We start from the raw sequence: 16,373 nt of genomic DNA, 5'->3' as shown, positions 1-16,373 counted from the left end.
TCCGTCCGCACTCTCGCACACCCGGGCGGCGGCCCCGCGCACCCCCGGGCGGTCGGGGGTGCGCGCCGGGCGGTGCGGCGGTCAGCCGCGGCGGGGCTCCCAGCGGAACAACCGGCGGCCCAGGACGGCCGCGGCGGCGACCCAGGCGGCGATCATCAGCAGCGAGGGGGTGGCGTGCGCCCAGCCGTGCAGCAGGTCGAGCCGCTCCAGCGGGGCGCCCGCCCAGGTCTCGTGGCCGAAACCGCGGCCGAACCAGGCCGTCCGCAGGGTCTCCACGACCGGGGCGAGCGGCAGCACGTGCGCGGCGGGCTGCAGCCAGTCGGGCATCGAGGCCAGCGGGGCGACCACGCCGCTGCCGAACATGCAGAGCAGCAGCACCGGCGTGGCCACCATCGGCGCCGCCTCCGCGCTGGGGGTCACCCCGGAGAGCGCCACGGCGAGCACCGCGAAGAGCAGGTAGCCGCCGACCACGGTGAGCAGGAAGAGCAGCGGGTCGGCGGGCGGCTCCGCCCCGAACCAGCCGACCGAGACTGCGCCCAGCACCAGCACCTGCAGCAGCACCACGGCGCCGCCCGCGCCGATCTGACCGGCGAAGATCGCCGTCGGCGGGACCTCGGTGCCGCGCAGCCGCTTGAGGACGAGGTCGTCGCGGCGGGCGACCACCCCGTTCAGCAGGTTGATGAACGAGGTCACCAGCGCCAGGCCGATGAAGCCGACGGTGGTGTAGCCGGCCGCGTTCACCCCGGCGATCTCCTTGCCGCGCAGCGGGGCCGCGACCACCAGGTTGAGCAGCACCGGCAGCAGGAAGCCGATGAAGGTGGACCGCCGGTTGCGCCAGAACACCCGCCAGGAGAGCAGGAACTGGCCGCGGGCGTAGCCCGGCCGGCCGTGCGGTGCGGCCACCGCGGGGGCGGCTTCGGTGCGGCGGGCCGCGAGCGCGCCCGTCGTGTCGGTGGTGGTCATCGTGCACCTGCCCCTTCGTGCGTCGCGTCGGTGCCGCGGCCGTCGTGCGCCAGTTCCAGGAAGACGTCCTCCAGGGAGGCGGACCGCACCTCGATGCCGTCCAGCTCCACCGACCACTCGGCCGCCCAGGCGTGCAGCGCGGCCAGGGCCGGGGCGGTTCGGGCCGCCGTGTACACCGCGACGCCGTCCGTGACGCTCGCCGACCCGCCCGTCACCTGGGGCAGTTGGGCCTCGCTGACGCCCTCCGGCAGCGGGAAGGTGATCCTAGTGCCGTGCCCGGAGAGCACCTCCTCCACCGTGCCGACCGCGGCCAGCCGGCCCTTGTCCATGATGGCCACCCGGTCGGCCAACTGCTGGGCCTCCTCCAGGTAGTGGGTGGTGAGCAGCACGGTGGTGCCGGAGGCCTGTAGCTCCTTGACGATCCGCCAGGTGGTGCGGCGGGCCTCCGGGTCCATGCCGGTGGTGGGCTCGTCCAGGAAGAGCAGGTCGGGGGCGTTCAGCACGGCCAGGGCGAGGTCCAGTCGGCGCCGTTCGCCGCCGGACAGCTGGGCGACCCGGGTGCCCGCCCGCTCGGTGAGGCCGACCTGGGCCAGCACCTCGGCGGTCGGCCGCGGCCCGGTGAGGAAGCCCCGCCAGGAGTCGACCGTCTCCGCGACGGTCAACTCCTTGAAGAAGCCGCCCTCCTGGAGCATCACGCCGGTGCGCCGGCGGACCTCGGGGCCCTGCGCGTACGGGTCCAGGCCGAACACCCGGACCGTGCCGGAGCTGGGCGGGCCGTAGCCCTCCAGCACCTCCAGGGTGGTCGTCTTGCCGGCGCCGTTGGTGCCGAGCAGGGCGAAGAGTTCTCCGCGGGCGACGGTGAAGGACACACCGCGCACCGCCTCGTAATCGCCGTATCGGCGGTGCAGGTCCCGCACCTCCACGGCTGCCGTCCCGGGAATTCCGGAGCTGATGGTGGATGTCATGGAATACAGCGTGAGGGGTGGTGGACGGTCAAGGCAAGAGTCCACATATGTGCAGGTCAGAATGGGTTCAAAATGTCATGAGAGGGGGTGTGTCATTTTCCATGGATGATTTCCTGACATCCCTTACTGTCGCACTCCTGTGCCCCCGGTGCATATTTTTCTCGTCGCCGAGAGCGAGCCGGAGAAAAGGCCGGCGGGCGAAGGCGGAGAACGGTGACCGGGCCCCGGCCGGGGAGCGGCGCCGACCATCGGAGGGAGACCACCATGGCCGAGAACGAGATCACCGAGAACGAGCAGTTCGACATCGAGGTCGAGGAGCTCGACACCGTCAACGGTGGCATCAGCGTCAGCTCGCTGGCCTGCGCCGCCTGCCCGGTCTCCAGCTTCAGCTCCGTGTCCAACTCGGTCGCCGAGACCGCCGCGGAGTAACGGGTCCTGTGCCGCGGTGGGCCCGCCTCGCGGGTTCCACCGCGGCACCCCTGTTTCCGCCCCCAACTCAGCACCCCCACCGACCCAGTTGAGGAGAGCCGGGCATGGACAGCCTCCGGCACGAGCTGACGCGGTTCATCCAACAGCCCGCAGCGCAGCAGGACCCACCCGCGCTCTACCGCCGGTTGCTCGCCGAGGCGCCGGTCCTCGACCTCGGCCGGGTGCACGTCGTGTCCGGCTACGAGGAGATCGTCACCGTCCTCATGCACCCCGGCACCGCCGTCGACCCGACCGCCGTGGGCCTGCCACGGGCCGGCGCCACCGCGCTCTCCCGGGTGGTCGACCGGATGCTGCCGATGCGCGACGGCGCCGACCACACCCGGCTCAAGCGGCTCGCCACCACCGCCTTCAGCGCCCGCCGGCTGGAGCAGATGCGGGAGCGCATCGAGAGCACCGTCGAGCGGATGCTCGAACCCCTGCTCGACGCGGGCTCGTTCGACGTCGTCGCCGACCTGTCCGTGCCGCTGCCGGTCGCCGTCTCCTGCGCGATCCTCGACATCCCCGACACCGAGCAGGAACGCGTCACCGGCTGGGCCCGCCTGGTCGCCCGCTCGCTGCTCGACGACTTCGACGGCACCGAGGGCGCCGCCCGCATCGCCGAACTCGACGTGGAGTTCGAGGAGTTCCGCGGCTACGTGGAGGAACTCTGCGCGGCCCGCGCGGCCCGGCCCGGCGACGACCTGATCAGCCGGCTCGCCGTTGCCCGCGGCGAGGGCCGGCTCGACGACCGGGACCTGCTGGCCTTCGTCGTCATGCTGCTGGCCAACGGTCTGGAGACACTCACCTCGGGACTCTCCTTCGCCGTATGGCAGTTGCTGCACACCCCCGGCCTCGCCGAGCGGCTGTGCGAGCGGCCCGCCGACGCCGCCGCCGTCTTCGACGAGGCGCAGCGGCTCGGCAGCCCCGTCCGGGCCAGCGCCCGCGCCCTCACCCGGGAGGTGGAGGTCGCCGGCACCGTCATCCCCACCGGCCGGGTCGTCCTGCTGCTGTACGCCGCCGCCAACCGGGACCCGCGGCGCTTCGCCGACCCCGACCGCTTCGACCCGGACCGGGCCGAACCGCGCCACCTGGCCTTCGGCCACGGTCCGCACCACTGCCTCGGCGCCCCGCTCTCCCTGATGGCGGGGGCCGCAGTCCTGCGGGGCCTCGCCGCAGCCGGCGAACACCGCACCCTCAGCACCCCGCTCACCACCCGGACGGCCCCGTGGAGCACCCAGTTCGTCTTCGGCGGCCTGCGCGAACTCCCGCTGCACTGCCCGCCCCGACCGGTCCTCACGGAGGTGGGGCAGGCATGAGCGGCACCGCCACCAGGAAGCGCACCCGACGCGGCGGCACGAGCGCCGCACCGACCCCGACGCCCACCGTGGCGGGGGAGCGGGCCCCGACGTCGACGCCACCGCCCGAGCCCGCACCTTCCGAGGCCGCACCGCCCGGCGCGGTGAGCACGGCAGCGGTACCAGCAGCACCAGCGGCAACCGCCGTGACCGCGGCGCCCACCGCCGCCACCGCGGCGGCCGCCGGGCGGGCCGCCGCCGTCCTCGAACCCGGGCTGGACCGGCCGGTGCGGCTGGTCGGCGCGCGGCTGTCGGCCGCTGCGGCGGCGCTGCTGCTCGCGGTCGGCGCCGGGACGGCCTGGGTGGTGTTCGGCACGCTGCCGCACACCGTGGCCCTGCCCGCGGTGGTGGCCCACGGCTCGGCCCCGGCGACCGTCCGGGCCGAGCAGGCGGGCACGCTCGTCCGGCTGCTGGTGTCGCCCGGTGAGCGGGTGGCGGCCGGACAGGCCGTAGCCGTGCTGCGCGGCGCCGACGGACGGCAGTCCGAGCTGCGGGCCGACCGGGCGGGCACCGTCTCCGCGCTGGCGGCCGCCCCCGGCGGGCTGCTGGCCCCAGGCGCCCCCGTCCTCACCCTCGACCCGGCCGGACTCCCGCTGACCGTCCGGCTGTTCGCCACCGACCCGACGCGGGCCGGGGAGCTGCGGCCGGGCCGGACGGTGCTCGTCCCCGTCCCCGGTGGGGCACCCGTCCGGGCCGTGATCACCGCCGTCGACCCGCTGCCGGCCCGCGCCGACTCGCTGGACGGCACCCTGCCCGTCGCGCTGCCGGGCCTGCCCGCCGGTGCGGCCCCGGTCTGGACGGCGTACGCCGAACTCCCGCCCGCAGTGCAGCGGTCGGCGGCCGCGCTGCCCGGCCCGCTGCCGGTCACCGTGAAACTCGACCTCGGCGCCCGCCACCCGTACCAGGCCGTGCTCGGCAAGGGGGTCGCGCGATGAGCCTCGACGTCCGGGAGAGTCCGGCCGCGGCCGCCGACACACCCCGTCCGGCCGCCGCGCAGGAGGAGCCCGCGAAGGCTCCGCGGCGGCGCAGGCCGCGCCGCCACCTGCGCACCCCGGTCGTGCCGCAAATGGAGGAGCAGGACTGCGGCGCCGCCTGCCTGGCCGTGGTGCTCGGCGCCTTCGGCCGGCGGGTGACCCTGCAGGAGGCGTCCCGGTCCTGCGGGGTGAGCCGGGACGGGGTGAGCGCCGCCGCGGTGGCCCGCGCCGCCGGCCGGTACGGGCTGATCGCCCGCGGCCGCCGGGTGGTGCGCGCCGAGAGCAGGCTGCTCGGCCTGGAGAAGGTGCCGGTGCCGTCGATGGTGCTGGTCACCGGCCCGCACTTCGCCGTCTTCGAGGGCGTCCGGCGCGGCCGGGTGCACATCAACGACCCCTCGCTGGGCACCTACTCGGCCTCACCCGGGGAGTTCTGGGAGTCCTTCGCCGGGATCGCGGTCGGCTTCGAGCCGGGCCCGGACTTCGAGCGCGGCGGCCGCCGCTTCCCGCTGCTGCACGCCCTGGCCGGGCGGATGCGGCCGTTCGCCGGACCGCTGCTGCTCGCCGTGCTGCTGGCGGTGCTGCTGGCAGTGCCGGGGGTCGCGGCGGCGTTCCTGCTGCGCGCCTACCTCGCCTCGGTGACCCCGGCCGGCACCGCCTCCTGGGCGCTGCCGCTGACCCTGACGGCGGCTGCGGTCGCCGTGACGGTGCTGCTCGGCACCTGGCTGCAGCAGAGCCTGGTCAACCGGGTGCTGGAGGCGATGGCCGCCCGCGGCTCGTCCGGCTTCCTCTGGCGGATGCTGCGGCTGCCGGGTTCGTTCTTCCACCGGCGGCAGCTCGGCGGCCTGGTGACCCGGGTGCAGATGAACGACGGCCTGGCCGCGCTGCTCTCGTACCGGGCCGCGGGCGCCGCCGCCTCCGCCGCCGGAGCCGCCGTCCACCTGGGCGCGCTGGCCTGGCTGGAACCCCGGCTCGTGGCCGTGCCGGTCGCCGTCGCGGTGCTGGACGTACTGGCGCTGAGGGTCGCCGACCGGCGCCGCGGCGGCCTGGTGCACCGGCTGCACGCCGAGCAGTACAAGCGCGACGGCGTCGCCTTCGCCGGGGTGTCGGCGATCGAGACGGTCAAGGCGGAGGGCGCCGAGGACTCCTTCTTCCGTTCCTGGGCGGGCTGGCAGGCCCGGGCGATGGAGACCGGCCAGAAGGTCACGACCGCGGTGATCGTGCCGCTGTCGCTGCCGGGTGCGCTCAACTCGGCCGCCACCGCGACCGTGGTGGTGGCCGGCACCGCACTGCTGCTCGGCGGCTCGCTCACCCTGGGCACCCTGGTGGCCTTCCTGCTGCTGCTCAACGGCTTCCTCCTGCCGGTCGGCCAACTGGTCGGCACCGGGTCGGAGTTCACCGTCGCCCGGGCGCAGAACGCGCTGCTGGAGGACGTGGAGACCACCGAGCCGGACCCCTTCCTCGTCCCCGTCCTCGACGCCCCCGCCGAACCCGCCCGGCTGACCGGCGAATTGGAGCTGCAGGACGTCTCCTTCGGCTACGACCCCAACCGGCCGCCGGCGATCTCCGGCATCTCGCTGCGGATCCGCCCGGGGGAGTGGGTCGCCGTGGTCGGCACCAGCGGCAGCGGCAAGTCCACCGTTGCCCGGCTCGCCGCCGGGGTACTCCGCCCGTGGAGCGGCCGGGTGCTGCTCGACGGCCGCCCCCGCGACGACTGGCACCGGTCCGTGGTGACCTCCCAGGTCGCCTACGTGGAACAGCAGTTGCGGCTCTTCGAGGGAACCGTCCGGGAGAACCTCACGCTCTGGGACCCGGCCCTGACCGAGGACGCCCTGCACCGGGCGCTCGCCGACGCCGAGGCCGCCGAACTGGTGCGCCGCCGCGGCGGCCCGGACGGCGCCCGGATCGAGGAGGACGCCCGCAACCTCTCCGGCGGCGAGCGCCAGCGCCTGGAACTCGCCCGGGCGCTCGCCCTGGAACCGGCCCTGCTGGTGCTGGACGAGGCCACCTCGGCGCTCGACGCGCACACCGAGGCCGCCGTCAACGCGCACCTTCGCCGCCGCGGCACCAGCTGCCTGGTGCTCGCCCACCGGCTGAGCACCGTGCAGGCCGCCGACCGGGTCGTGGTGATCGCGGACGGCCGGATCGTCCAGCAGGGCACCCCGGCCGAACTCGCCGCCGTCCCGGGCCCGTACCGCACCCTGCTGGCCGACACCGCGCCCGCCGGCACCCTGCTCGCCGACCGGGCGACCGGCCCCCAGGAGACCGCATGACCACCGCCACCACCCCGGCTCCCGCCGACCGGGCTCCCGCAACGGCGGGCCCGGCCGCCACCGCCGCCGCCAACCGGGCGGCGCTGGCCGCCGCCCTCGGCGAGCTGCACACCGCGGGTCCGTCGCCCGCCGCGCCGCCGCCCGCCGCCACCGACCCGGCCGACCGGGCCCGGGCCGTCCTCGACGCGCTCGGCCTCGGGCTCCGCGGTGAGGACGGTCGACCGCCCGCCGACCTGCCCGCCGCGGTGCGGACGGCCCGTGACCCGCTGGCCGCGCTGCTGCGGTCGGCCGGGGTGCGGTCCCGCCCGATCACCCTGCCGGAGGACCCGGACGGGCACGGCGACCCGGCCGGGCTGGCCGGCCCGGTGGTCGGGTTCGCCGCGGACGACGGCCGTCCGATCGCGCTGGTGCCGCGCCCGTCCGGCGGCCACCGGCGGTACGACCCGGCGGGTGCCCGACCCGCCGGCCGCAGGCACCGGGTGGCGCTGCAGCGGCGGGCACTGCTGCTGTACCCGCCGCTGCCGCCCGGTGCGCTCGGTCCGGCCGGGCTGGCCCGGTTCGTGCTGGCCGTCCCGGGTGCCCGCCGGGACCTCGCCCGGCTCACCGCGGCCGGCCTGGCCGCGGCCCTGCTCGGCCTGCTGGTGCCGCTCAGCACCGGCGTGCTGCTGCCGCAGCTGCTCGCGGCGGACCGGCACCCCGTCCGCTGGCTGGCCCTGCTGCTGGGGTCGGCGGTGGCGGCGTCCTGGTTGCTGGTGCTCGTCCGCAACACGGCGGCCGTCCGGCTGACCGGGCGGGTGCAGTCCGCGTTGGAACCGGCCGTCTGGGACCGGCTGCTGGGCCACGACGCCCGGTTCTTCCGCGACTTCACCACCGGCGACCTGGTGCACCGGGCGAACGCGGTCGCCCAGGCCCGCCAGGCGATGTCCGAGGTGCTGGTCGGCGCGGTGCTCGGCGCGGTGTTCGCCACCTCCGGGCTGACCGTGCTGCTGCTGGTCGACCCGTGGCTCGGCGCGCTGCTGCTGCTCGCCGTGCTGGTGGTCACCGGGCTGCTGCTGGCCCTCGGCCGCCGCCGGCAGCGGTACGAGAGCGAGGTGTTCGCGCTGCACGGCCGGCTGCAGGGCGTGCTGTACGGGCTGCTGCTCGGCATCGACAAGATCCAGACGGCGGGCCGGGAGATCCAGGCCTTCGCCCGCTGGGCGGTGCCCTTCGCCGCGCAGAAGCGGGCCGACGCCGCCGCCCAGCGGGCCGACGCCGCGGCCGGTGCGCTGACCGCCGCTCTGCAACCGCTGCTGCTGGCGGTGCTGCTGGCGGGCGCGACGGCGGCCGGGGACACCCCGTCCGGGCACCTGATGGCCGCCGGTGTCGCCGCCGGCCAGGTCGCCATGGCGCTCGGCCAGGTCACCCACGCCGCCGCCGGCGCCTACGGCATCGCCCCCGTGCTGGACCGGCTGCGGCCGATCCTCGCCGAGTCCGCACCGGGCGAGCGCCGCGGGGCACTCGCCGACCCCGGCCCGCTCGGCGGCGACGTCGCCCTGGAGAACGCGGTGTTCCGCTACCCGGGCACCGCCGCCCCCGCCCTGGACGGCGTCTCGCTGCACGCCGCACCCGGCGAACTGGTCGCCGTGGTCGGCCCGTCCGGCGCCGGCAAGTCCACCCTGGTGCGGCTGCTGCTCGGCTTCGAGCAGCCGGAGTCGGGGACCGTCCGCTACGACGGCCGGGACCTCGCCGGCCTCGACGCGCGGCTGGTCCGCCGCCGGCTCGGCGCCGTCCTCCAGCACGGCCGGATGCTGCGCGGCTCACTGCTGGAGAACCTCGCCGGCACCGACAGCGAGGTCACCGAGGACCGCATCTGGGAGGCCGCCGAACTCGCCGGCATCGCCGACGACCTGCGCCGCCTGCCGCTCGGCCTCGGCACCCGGATCGGCGAGGACGCCCAGGGCTTCTCCGGCGGGCAGGTCCAGCGGCTGCTGCTGGCCCGCGCCCTCGTCCGCAGGCCCGCCGTGCTGCTGCTCGACGAAGCCACCTCCGCCCTCGACAACGCCACCCAGCGCAAGGTCGCCGAGGCCGTCGCCGGCCTCGACACCACCCGCATCGTCATCGCCCACCGGCTCAGCACCGTCCGCACCGCCGACCGCATCCACGTGCTCTCCGGCGGGCGGGTCACCGCCACCGGCACGTACGACGAACTGCTCGGCACCGACCCGCTGTTCACCCGCCTCGCCCGACTCCAGGAGATGTGAGATGTCGCTCGACCTGCAGACCTGGCTCCGCCCCGCCGACGCAGCCGCCGACGGGGGTGCCGACGGCCCCGCCCGGCTGCTCCCCGGCACCGCCCGGGGCGACGAGCGGCTGCGCGCCGTGGTGGCCGCCGCGGCCTCCTTCGAGGACCGCGCCGCCGCCCGGCCGGACGGCACCGCGCACTTCGCCCCCGACCCGGACGAGGACCGGCGGGCCCGCGCCGCCGCCGTCGACACCTGGCTGCGCCGCGCCGCCGGCGGCCACGGCGGCGCGGGCGTCCTGCTCGACCACCTCGCGGAGACCGGCCGGCCGCTCGGCGACGGCCTGCGCCCGGTCGTCCTCGCCGACCCGGCCGCGCTGCCGCCCTGGGCGCTCGCCCTCGCCGCCTTCCTGCGCACCCTGCCCGCCGCGCCCGGCCCGGAGACCACCGCGCCAGGCGCCCTCACCGCCGCCTTCGGGGCCGCCGCCCGGGCGCTGCTGCCCGACGGCCCCGGCGGGATCCTCGGCGTCCCGGTCACCGACCGGGCCCGCGCAGACCTGGCCGGCGCCCTGACCGCCCGGCTCACCGAGGCCTGCAACCTCTCGCTCTGCCACGAACTGCAGGCCGCCACCGGCCGGCCGCGCGCCACCGACTGGGACGCCGCCGGCGGCCTGGACACCTCCGTCGAGGGCTGGCTCGCCCGGCTGGAGCGGCTGCCCGCCCTCGCGTACCTGGTCGGCACCGTCTGCCGGCAGTGGCAGCACGTGCAGACCGAGCTGTTCGCCCGGCTCGCCGCCGACCGGGCGCTGCTCGTCGAGCAGCTGTGGCAGGGCGTGGACCCGGGCCCGCTCGACCAGGTCCGCGGTGACGCCGGCGACCGGCACGCCGGCGGCCGCTCGGTCGCCCTGCTGCACTTCGCCGACGGCCGGGCCGTGGTCTACAAGCCCAAGGACATGCGGCACGCCACCGCCTACCTCGGCCTGGTGCGCCGGCTCAACCGCGAGCTCCCGCTCGACCTGCCGGTCCGCACCGTGCTGCTGCGCAGCGACCGCGGCGACGACGGCCACGGCGCCTCGCTCGCCGCCGACTGCGAGAGCGACTACGGCTGGGAGGAGCTCGTCCCGCACCGCCCCTGCGCGGACCGCGGCGGCTTCGCCCGCTTCTACCGGCGGCTCGGCATGACGATCCGGCTCGTCCAGCTGCTGGAGGGCCGCGACCTGTGGGCCGACAACCTGATCGCCGACGGCGAGCACCCCGCCCTGATCGACCTGGAGTGCCTGCTCTACCCGCGGGTGCAGGCGCCGCCGGTGCTCAGCCCCGGCCAGCACGGCCTGCTGGACGAGCTGGAGTCCACCGTGGTGCGCACCGCGATGGCCTTCCAGGCGTGGACGCCCGCCAAGCACTCCGGCGCCCTCGACATCGGCTGCCTCTCCCGGATCGGCAGCCTGGAGGTCGCCCCCGGCGTCCCCGCGCTGCCGCTGCCCCCGTACCGGCCCGTCCACGACGGCGAGACCGCCGACCCGTGGCAGTACACCGAGGAGCTGACCGCCGGCTACCGCGAGATGCACGCCGCGCTGTACGCGCTGCGCGGCGAACTCGCCTCCGCGGACGGCCCGCTGGCGCCCTTCCGGGGCATCTGGGTGCGCTACATCTGGCGGCACACCTGGGACGGTTACAAGATCGTCCGCGCCTCGACCAGCCCGCTCGCCCTCGACAGCGGCGCCACCCGCGAGACGGTCATCGCCGGAGCCCTGCACGGCGCCGTCACCGCCCGGGCCGGCGACCCCGGCCGCGGCGACCTGCTGGACGTCGTCCTCGCCGAACTCGACTCCTACCGCGTCCTCGACATCCCGTTCTTCCGCTCGCTCACCACCTCCACCTCGGTCTTCACCGCCGACGGCCGGGAGATCCCCGGGCACTTCCAGGGCACCGGCTGGCAGCGCCTCCAGCACCGGGTCGCCGAACTCGACACCTTCGACCTCGACACCCACCTCGCCGTCCTCACCGGCTGCATCGACGCCGCCCGGGCCGGCACCGAACTGCCCGCCCCGACCGCCGCCCGGCCCCGCCGCACCACCACACCCGGCTCCGGCGAACTCCTCGGCCACGCCGTCGCCGTCGGCGACCGCATCCTCGCCGACCGGCGCGGCCACGGCTGGCTCGGCCAGAGCTGGTACCCCGGCACCGGGCTGCGCCAGGTCGAGGTGCTCGGCCTCGACCTCGTCACCGGCACCCCCGGCCTCGCCGTCCTGCTCGCCGAACTCTGGGCCGCCACCGGCGAACCCCGCTTCCACCGCGCCGCCCTGCACGCCCTCACCACCGCCGCCGACCTCATCGACCCGGACTCCCCGCGCGGCTTCGCCTTCGCCGCCGACACCCGGCTCGCCGCCGGCGCCCCCGTCCCCGGCGGACTGGCCGGCCCCGGCTCGCTGATCCACGCCCTCGCCCGGGCCGGCGTCCTGCTCGGCGAACCCGAACTCCTCGCCCGCGCCCGGGCCCTGGTGCCCGGCGCACTCGCCGTCGCCACCCCCGCCGACCCCCGCCCCGGACGCCCCGCCCGCACCCCGCGGCCCGACACCCCGATGGGCACCGCCGGCCTGCTGCTCAACCTGCTGCGGCTGCGCCGCGCCACCGGCCCCGGCCACGCGCCGACCGAGGACGGCATCCGCACCCTGGCCGCCGCGGCCCTCGACCACCTCGCCGCAGGTCCGGACGAGGAGCCGGCCGACAACGGCTTCCTCGACCTCGTCCCGGCCGGCCCCGACTCGGTCGCCGCCGCCCTCGCCCGCACCCTCGCCGAGGCACCCGGCCTGCTCGCCGCCCCCGAGACCGTCCGCGAACGCCTCCGCGGCCACCGCTTCGCCACCGCCACCCGGGCCGGCCGGCTCGCCTGCCTGGACACCGCAGTCTCGCTCGGCGCCGGCACCGTCGACCCCGCCGAACTCGGCGCCCTCACCCCGCCGGTCGGCGCCGCGCAGATCGCCGGCCGTACCACCCGCGACCTGATCGCCACCGCCGGCGAGGCGCTCACCGCCGCCGAGGCCGGCCTGCTGCACACCGTCCCCGACGGCGCCGACGCACTGCTGCCCGGCCCGTTCTACGACGGCCGGGAGGCTGCCGGGCTGCTCGTCGGCGAGCTGATCGCCCGCCGCGCGGCCACCGGCCGCTGGCACCCCGACCGGGCCGCCGACGACCGGATCAACCTCGGCGCCCTGGACGGCACCGCCGCCCTCGGACTGCTGCTGCTGCGCCTGCTCGACCCCGCCACCGCCCCGCTCGCCACCCTGCGCTGACCGCCCGAGACCCGAGGGACCGCCATGTCCGACACCACCGCGATCGGCTTCAAACGCCACTACACCCCGTACGTCGTCGACGGCGAGGCCGTCTACCTGGTCTCCGAGCGCGGCGTCTGTGTGGTCGACGGCGTCCTCGCCCAGCGCCTCGCCCCGCTGCTGGACGGCACCCGCACCCCCGAGCAGATCGGCGCCGCGCTGGACGGCACCGTGCCCGCCGACAAGGTCCTCGGCGCCGTCGGCACCCTCCGCGACCGCGGCTACCTCGCCCCCGCCGGGCCCGTCGACGACCCGGCCGGCGCCGCCTACCTGGAGATGGCCGGCCTGGACGGCGCCGCCTCCTCCGCCGCCCTGCGCACCTCCCGCGCCCGGGTCGAGGTGTACGGCGACCTGGACCCGCAGCCCTTCCTCGACGCCCTCGCCGCCGCCGGCGTCACCGTCGACGAGAACGCCGGATTCACCGTCGCCCTCACCGAGGACTACCTGCACCCCGGCCTCGCCGACCGGGACCGCGCCGCCCGCGCGAGCGGACACCCCTGGCTGCTCGCCCGCCCGGTCGGCTCCATCGTCTGGGTCGGCCCGGTCTTCGTCCCGGGCCCCTCCGACGGTGCCACCGGCTGCTGGGAGTGCCTCGCCCACCGGCTCTCCGCCAACCGCCAGTCGCTCAGCTACCTGCAGCACCGGCTCGGCCAGGACACCCCGATCTCCACCGCCGGCGCCCACCTCGCCCCCACCCTCGGCACCGGCGCCCAGCTCGCCGCCCTGGAGGCCGCCAAGTGGCTCGCCGGGGTGCGCCCCGCGGAGCCGGTGGTGCTCACCTTCGACACCGTGCTGCTGGAGGCCGAACGCCACAAGCTGGTCCGCCGCCCGCAGTGCCCGGCCTGCGGCGAGGCCGGCCTGATGGCCGAACGCCAGCTCGCCCCCGTCGAGTTCACCTCCCGGCCGAAGGCCTTCACCGCCGACGGCGGCCACCGCTCCGCCTCCCCCGAGGACATGCTGGAGCGCTACCGGCCCCAACTCTCCCCGGTGACCGGCGTGGTGACCTCCCTGGTACCCGCCGCCCGCACCCCCACCGGCCTGCGGGTGTACGTCTCCGGGCAGAACCTCTCCCGGCAGAGCGGCGACCTGCGCCAACTGCGCACCGGCCTGCGCTCGGTGAGCTGCGGCAAGGGCCGCACCGACGTCCAGGCCCGGGCCAGCGCACTCGGCGAGGCGATGGAACGCTACTCCGGCGTCTTCCAGGGCGACGAGGCCCGCCGCACCGCCAGCTACACCGAACTCGGCGACGCCGCGATCCACCCCGCCCGCACCCTGCTCTACAGCGACCGCCAGTACGAGGATCGGGCCCGCTGGAACGCCCGCCGCTCGATGTTCAACACCGTCCCCGAGCGGTTCCGCGAGGACGACCGGATCGAATGGTCGCCCGCCTGGTCGCTCACCGATCAGCGCACCCGCTGGCTGCCCACCATGTCGCTCTACTACGGCTACCGGCACCGCCACGGCTTCTTCGCCGCCGGCGACTCCAACGGCTGCGCGGCAGGAACCTCCTTCGAGGACGCCGCCCTGCAGGGCTTCCTGGAACTCGTCGAACGCGACGCCGCCGCCCTCTGGTGGTACAACCGGGTCCAGCGGCCCGCCGTCGACCTGGACGCCTTCGGCGACCCGTACATCGCCGAACTCCGCGACATCTACGGGGGGCTGCGCCGAGAGATCTGGGCGCTCGACCTCACCTCGGACTTCGGCATCCCGGTGGTCGGCGCGTTCTCCCGGCGCCTGGACAAGCCCGCCGAGGACATCCTGATCGCCTTCGGCGCCCACCTCGACCCGCACATCGCGCTCACCCGGGCGCTCACCGAGATGAACCAGTTCCTCGGCCCCGTCGCCGGTGACGCCGAGGGCCGGGTCAACTACGCCGGCGCCGACCCCGAGCAGAAGGCCTGGTGGACCACCGCCACCGTCGCCGGCAACCCCCACCTGCTGCCCGACCCCGCCGCCCCGGCCGCCGGCCCCGGCCGGTGGGCGGAGCTCGCCGGCACCGACCTCGCCGACGACCTGCGGCTCGCCCAGCGCCTGGTCGAGGAACGCGGCATGGAGTTCCTGGTGCTCGACCAGACCCGCCCCGACGTCGGCCTGCCGGTCGCCAAGGTGATCGTCCCCGGCATGCGGCACTTCTGGGCCCGCTTCGCCCCCGGCCGCCTCTACGACGTGCCGCTCGCCCTCGGCTGGCTCGACCGGCCGACCCGGGAGGAGGACCTCAACCCCGTCCCGATCTTCATCTGACGACGTGCGGGCCGCCGTGCTGCTCGGCGGCCCGCCCCTCCCGGAGGAGGAACTCCGCATGACCGTGACCGAACAGCTCCCGCCCGACCTCGCGGCCGGCGGCGGCCCCCTGCGCACCCTGCTGCGGCTGCGCCCCGAGGTCGTCGTCACCGCCCAGGGCGACGACCTCGAACTCAGCCACCCCTGGGGCCGCCAGCGGGTCCACGCCCTCGGCGCCGACACCGTCGACCGGCTCGCCGAACTCACCCGCACCGAGGTCGACCTCGACGAACTCCCCGCAGGCGGCAGGCTGCTGCACCTGCTGCGGCGCTTCCCGTACCTGGTCACCACCACGCTCGCCGACCCGCTCGGCGTGCCGCTGGCCACCGCCGTCCCCATCGCCCGCTCGGCCGGCCTGCCCGGCCTCGGCCGGTCCGCCGACACCGCGGTGCTCTCCCGCTTCGCCTACCTGCGACGGCTGCCCGAGGAGCACGCCGGGGCCTGCGTCCTCGAATCGCCCACGGCGCCGTTCCGGCTCACCCTGCACCGGCCCGCCGCGGGCGCCTTCGTCGCAGCCGTCACCGCCTCCCGCTCGGTGGACGAGGCCGCCCTGCTGGCCGGCCTCGCCCCGGCCGCCGGACGCTCCCTCGCCGGACTGCTCGCCGGCGCGGGCTTCCTCGACGACACCGCCCAGGGCGAACCCCCGCTCTGGGACTTCCACGACCTGCTCTTCCACGCCCGCAGCCGCCCGGGCCGCCACGACTACCCGAGCGGCGGCGTCTTCGCCCACCCCGAGGTCGCCCAGCTGCCGGCGATCCCCGGCACCGGCCCGCGCGAGGAGGGTGCCGGCATCGACCTGCCCGTCCCCGACTGGGACGAGGTGCTCGCCCGCGACCCGGCCCTCTCCGAAGTCCTGGAGGGCCGCCGCTCGGTGCGCACCTACGCCGAGCGGCCCGTCACCCTCGACCAGCTCGGCGAACTGCTCTACCGGGTGGCCCGGGTCCGACGGGTGATCCCCGGCGACCCGGCCGACCCGCACGGCTACGACATCGTCGACCGGCCCTACCCGGCCGGCGGCGCCACCGGCGAACTCGAGGTCTACCTCTCGGTCGTCCGCTGCGAGGGGCTGGTGCCCGGGGTCTACCGGTACGACGCGGCCGCACACCGGCTCCGCCCGCGGCCCTTCTCCGGGCCCGGGGACGAGACCGCCTTCCGCGAGCTGATGACGGCGGCCTGGCGGGCGACCGGCTGCAGCGTCGACCCGCAGGTGCTCCTGACGGTGACCTCGCGGTTCGGTCGGCTCTCCTGGAAGTACAGCCAGATCGCGTACGCGTTGACGCTCAAGCACGTCGGCGTGGTCTACCAGACGCTGTACCTGGTGGCGACGGCCATGGGGCTGGCCCCCTGCGGCCTCGGCTCGGGTGACACCGACGCGGCCGCCCGCGCGCTCGGCCTGGACTGGACGGCGGAGTCCTCCGTCGGCGAATTCCTCATCGGCAGCCGCCCGTCCGACGTCCCCCGCACCGCCCACGGCTTCGCCGACATGGTCGCCGAGGCAAGGGGGTAGGGCCGAGCCCAACAGGGGCGCGGGGAACTGCGCAATTCGGA

10 protein-coding genes are annotated in these 16,373 nt (G+C 76.4%); 8 read left to right on the top strand and 2 right to left on the bottom strand.

Going from position 1 to position 16,373, the window contains the following annotated elements; all coding sequences use genetic code 11:
- Window positions 1-81: 81 nt before the first annotated feature.
- Window positions 82-963 (bottom strand): ABC transporter permease, encoded by an 882-nt coding sequence (locus AB0O09_RS32930; protein WP_363548287.1) that lies wholly within the window; start codon window positions 961-963, stop codon window positions 82-84.
- Window positions 960-1,928 (bottom strand): ABC transporter ATP-binding protein, encoded by a 969-nt coding sequence (locus tag AB0O09_RS32925; RefSeq protein ID WP_363548285.1) that lies wholly within the window; start codon window positions 1,926-1,928, stop codon window positions 960-962. Before AB0O09_RS32925 ends, AB0O09_RS32930 begins: the two co-directional genes overlap by 4 nt.
- Before the next feature lie 264 nt (window positions 1,929-2,192).
- On the opposite strand from AB0O09_RS32925, the gene AB0O09_RS32920 reads away from it, so the two are divergent.
- From AB0O09_RS32920 to AB0O09_RS32885, 8 genes are all read left to right on the top strand, one after another.
- Window positions 2,193-2,357 carry a hypothetical protein gene (locus AB0O09_RS32920; RefSeq protein ID WP_179419324.1) on the top strand — a complete coding sequence of 55 codons (165 nt, stop codon included), beginning with the start codon at window positions 2,193-2,195 and terminating at the stop codon, window positions 2,355-2,357.
- Between the two features lie 104 nt (window positions 2,358-2,461).
- Window positions 2,462-3,712, top strand: coding sequence for a cytochrome P450 (locus AB0O09_RS32915; RefSeq protein ID WP_363548283.1), 1,251 nt, complete (start codon window positions 2,462-2,464; stop codon window positions 3,710-3,712).
- A gap of 185 nt (window positions 3,713-3,897) precedes the next feature.
- The gene (locus AB0O09_RS32910; RefSeq protein WP_363548281.1) at window positions 3,898-4,686 is read left to right on the top strand and encodes an acetyl-CoA carboxylase biotin carboxyl carrier protein subunit; all 789 of its coding nucleotides are present in this window, start codon (window positions 3,898-3,900) and stop codon (window positions 4,684-4,686) included.
- The gene (locus AB0O09_RS32905; RefSeq protein WP_363548279.1) at window positions 4,683-6,995 is read left to right on the top strand and encodes an ATP-binding cassette domain-containing protein; all 2,313 of its coding nucleotides are present in this window, start codon (window positions 4,683-4,685) and stop codon (window positions 6,993-6,995) included. Before AB0O09_RS32910 ends, AB0O09_RS32905 begins: the two co-directional genes overlap by 4 nt.
- The gene (locus AB0O09_RS32900; protein ID WP_363548277.1) at window positions 6,992-9,235 is read left to right on the top strand and encodes an ATP-binding cassette domain-containing protein; all 2,244 of its coding nucleotides are present in this window, start codon (window positions 6,992-6,994) and stop codon (window positions 9,233-9,235) included. Before AB0O09_RS32905 ends, AB0O09_RS32900 begins: the two co-directional genes overlap by 4 nt.
- Before the next feature lies 1 nt (window position 9,236).
- A complete protein-coding gene (locus AB0O09_RS32895) occupies window positions 9,237-12,506 on the top strand; it encodes a type 2 lanthipeptide synthetase LanM (protein WP_363548275.1) in 3,270 nt (1,089 codons plus the stop codon).
- A 24-nt stretch (window positions 12,507-12,530) separates the two neighbouring features.
- Window positions 12,531-14,786 (top strand): TOMM precursor leader peptide-binding protein, encoded by a 2,256-nt coding sequence (locus AB0O09_RS32890; RefSeq protein ID WP_363548273.1) that lies wholly within the window; start codon window positions 12,531-12,533, stop codon window positions 14,784-14,786.
- 58 nt (window positions 14,787-14,844) lie between these two features.
- Complete coding sequence (locus tag AB0O09_RS32885) at window positions 14,845-16,332, top strand: SagB family peptide dehydrogenase (RefSeq protein ID WP_363548271.1); 1,488 nt, start codon at window positions 14,845-14,847, stop codon at window positions 16,330-16,332.
- The last annotated feature ends 41 nt before the right edge of the window (window positions 16,333-16,373 follow it).

The sequence above is a fragment of the Kitasatospora sp. NPDC093679 genome (assembly GCF_040683455.1).
Lineage (GTDB): Bacteria > Actinomycetota > Actinomycetes > Streptomycetales > Streptomycetaceae > Kitasatospora > Kitasatospora arboriphila.
This window is presented reverse-complemented; position numbering and strand designations above follow the sequence as displayed.

Bases quoted from the DNA above. Each gene is read 5' to 3' on its own strand.
- AB0O09_RS32930 (WP_363548287.1), bottom strand. From the start codon at position 963: ATGACCACCACCGACACGACGGGCGCGCTCGCGGCCCGCCGCACCGAA.
- AB0O09_RS32925 (WP_363548285.1), bottom strand. From the start codon at position 1,928: ATGACATCCACCATCAGCTCCGGAATTCCCGGGACGGCAGCCGTGGAG.
- AB0O09_RS32920 (WP_179419324.1), top strand. From the start codon at position 2,193: ATGGCCGAGAACGAGATCACCGAGAACGAGCAGTTCGACATCGAGGTC.
- AB0O09_RS32915 (WP_363548283.1), top strand. From the start codon at position 2,462: ATGGACAGCCTCCGGCACGAGCTGACGCGGTTCATCCAACAGCCCGCA.
- AB0O09_RS32905 (WP_363548279.1), top strand. From the start codon at position 4,683: ATGAGCCTCGACGTCCGGGAGAGTCCGGCCGCGGCCGCCGACACACCC.
- AB0O09_RS32900 (WP_363548277.1), top strand. From the start codon at position 6,992: ATGACCACCGCCACCACCCCGGCTCCCGCCGACCGGGCTCCCGCAACG.
- AB0O09_RS32895 (WP_363548275.1), top strand. From the start codon at position 9,237: ATGTCGCTCGACCTGCAGACCTGGCTCCGCCCCGCCGACGCAGCCGCC.
- AB0O09_RS32890 (WP_363548273.1), top strand. From the start codon at position 12,531: ATGTCCGACACCACCGCGATCGGCTTCAAACGCCACTACACCCCGTAC.
- AB0O09_RS32885 (WP_363548271.1), top strand. From the start codon at position 14,845: ATGACCGTGACCGAACAGCTCCCGCCCGACCTCGCGGCCGGCGGCGGC.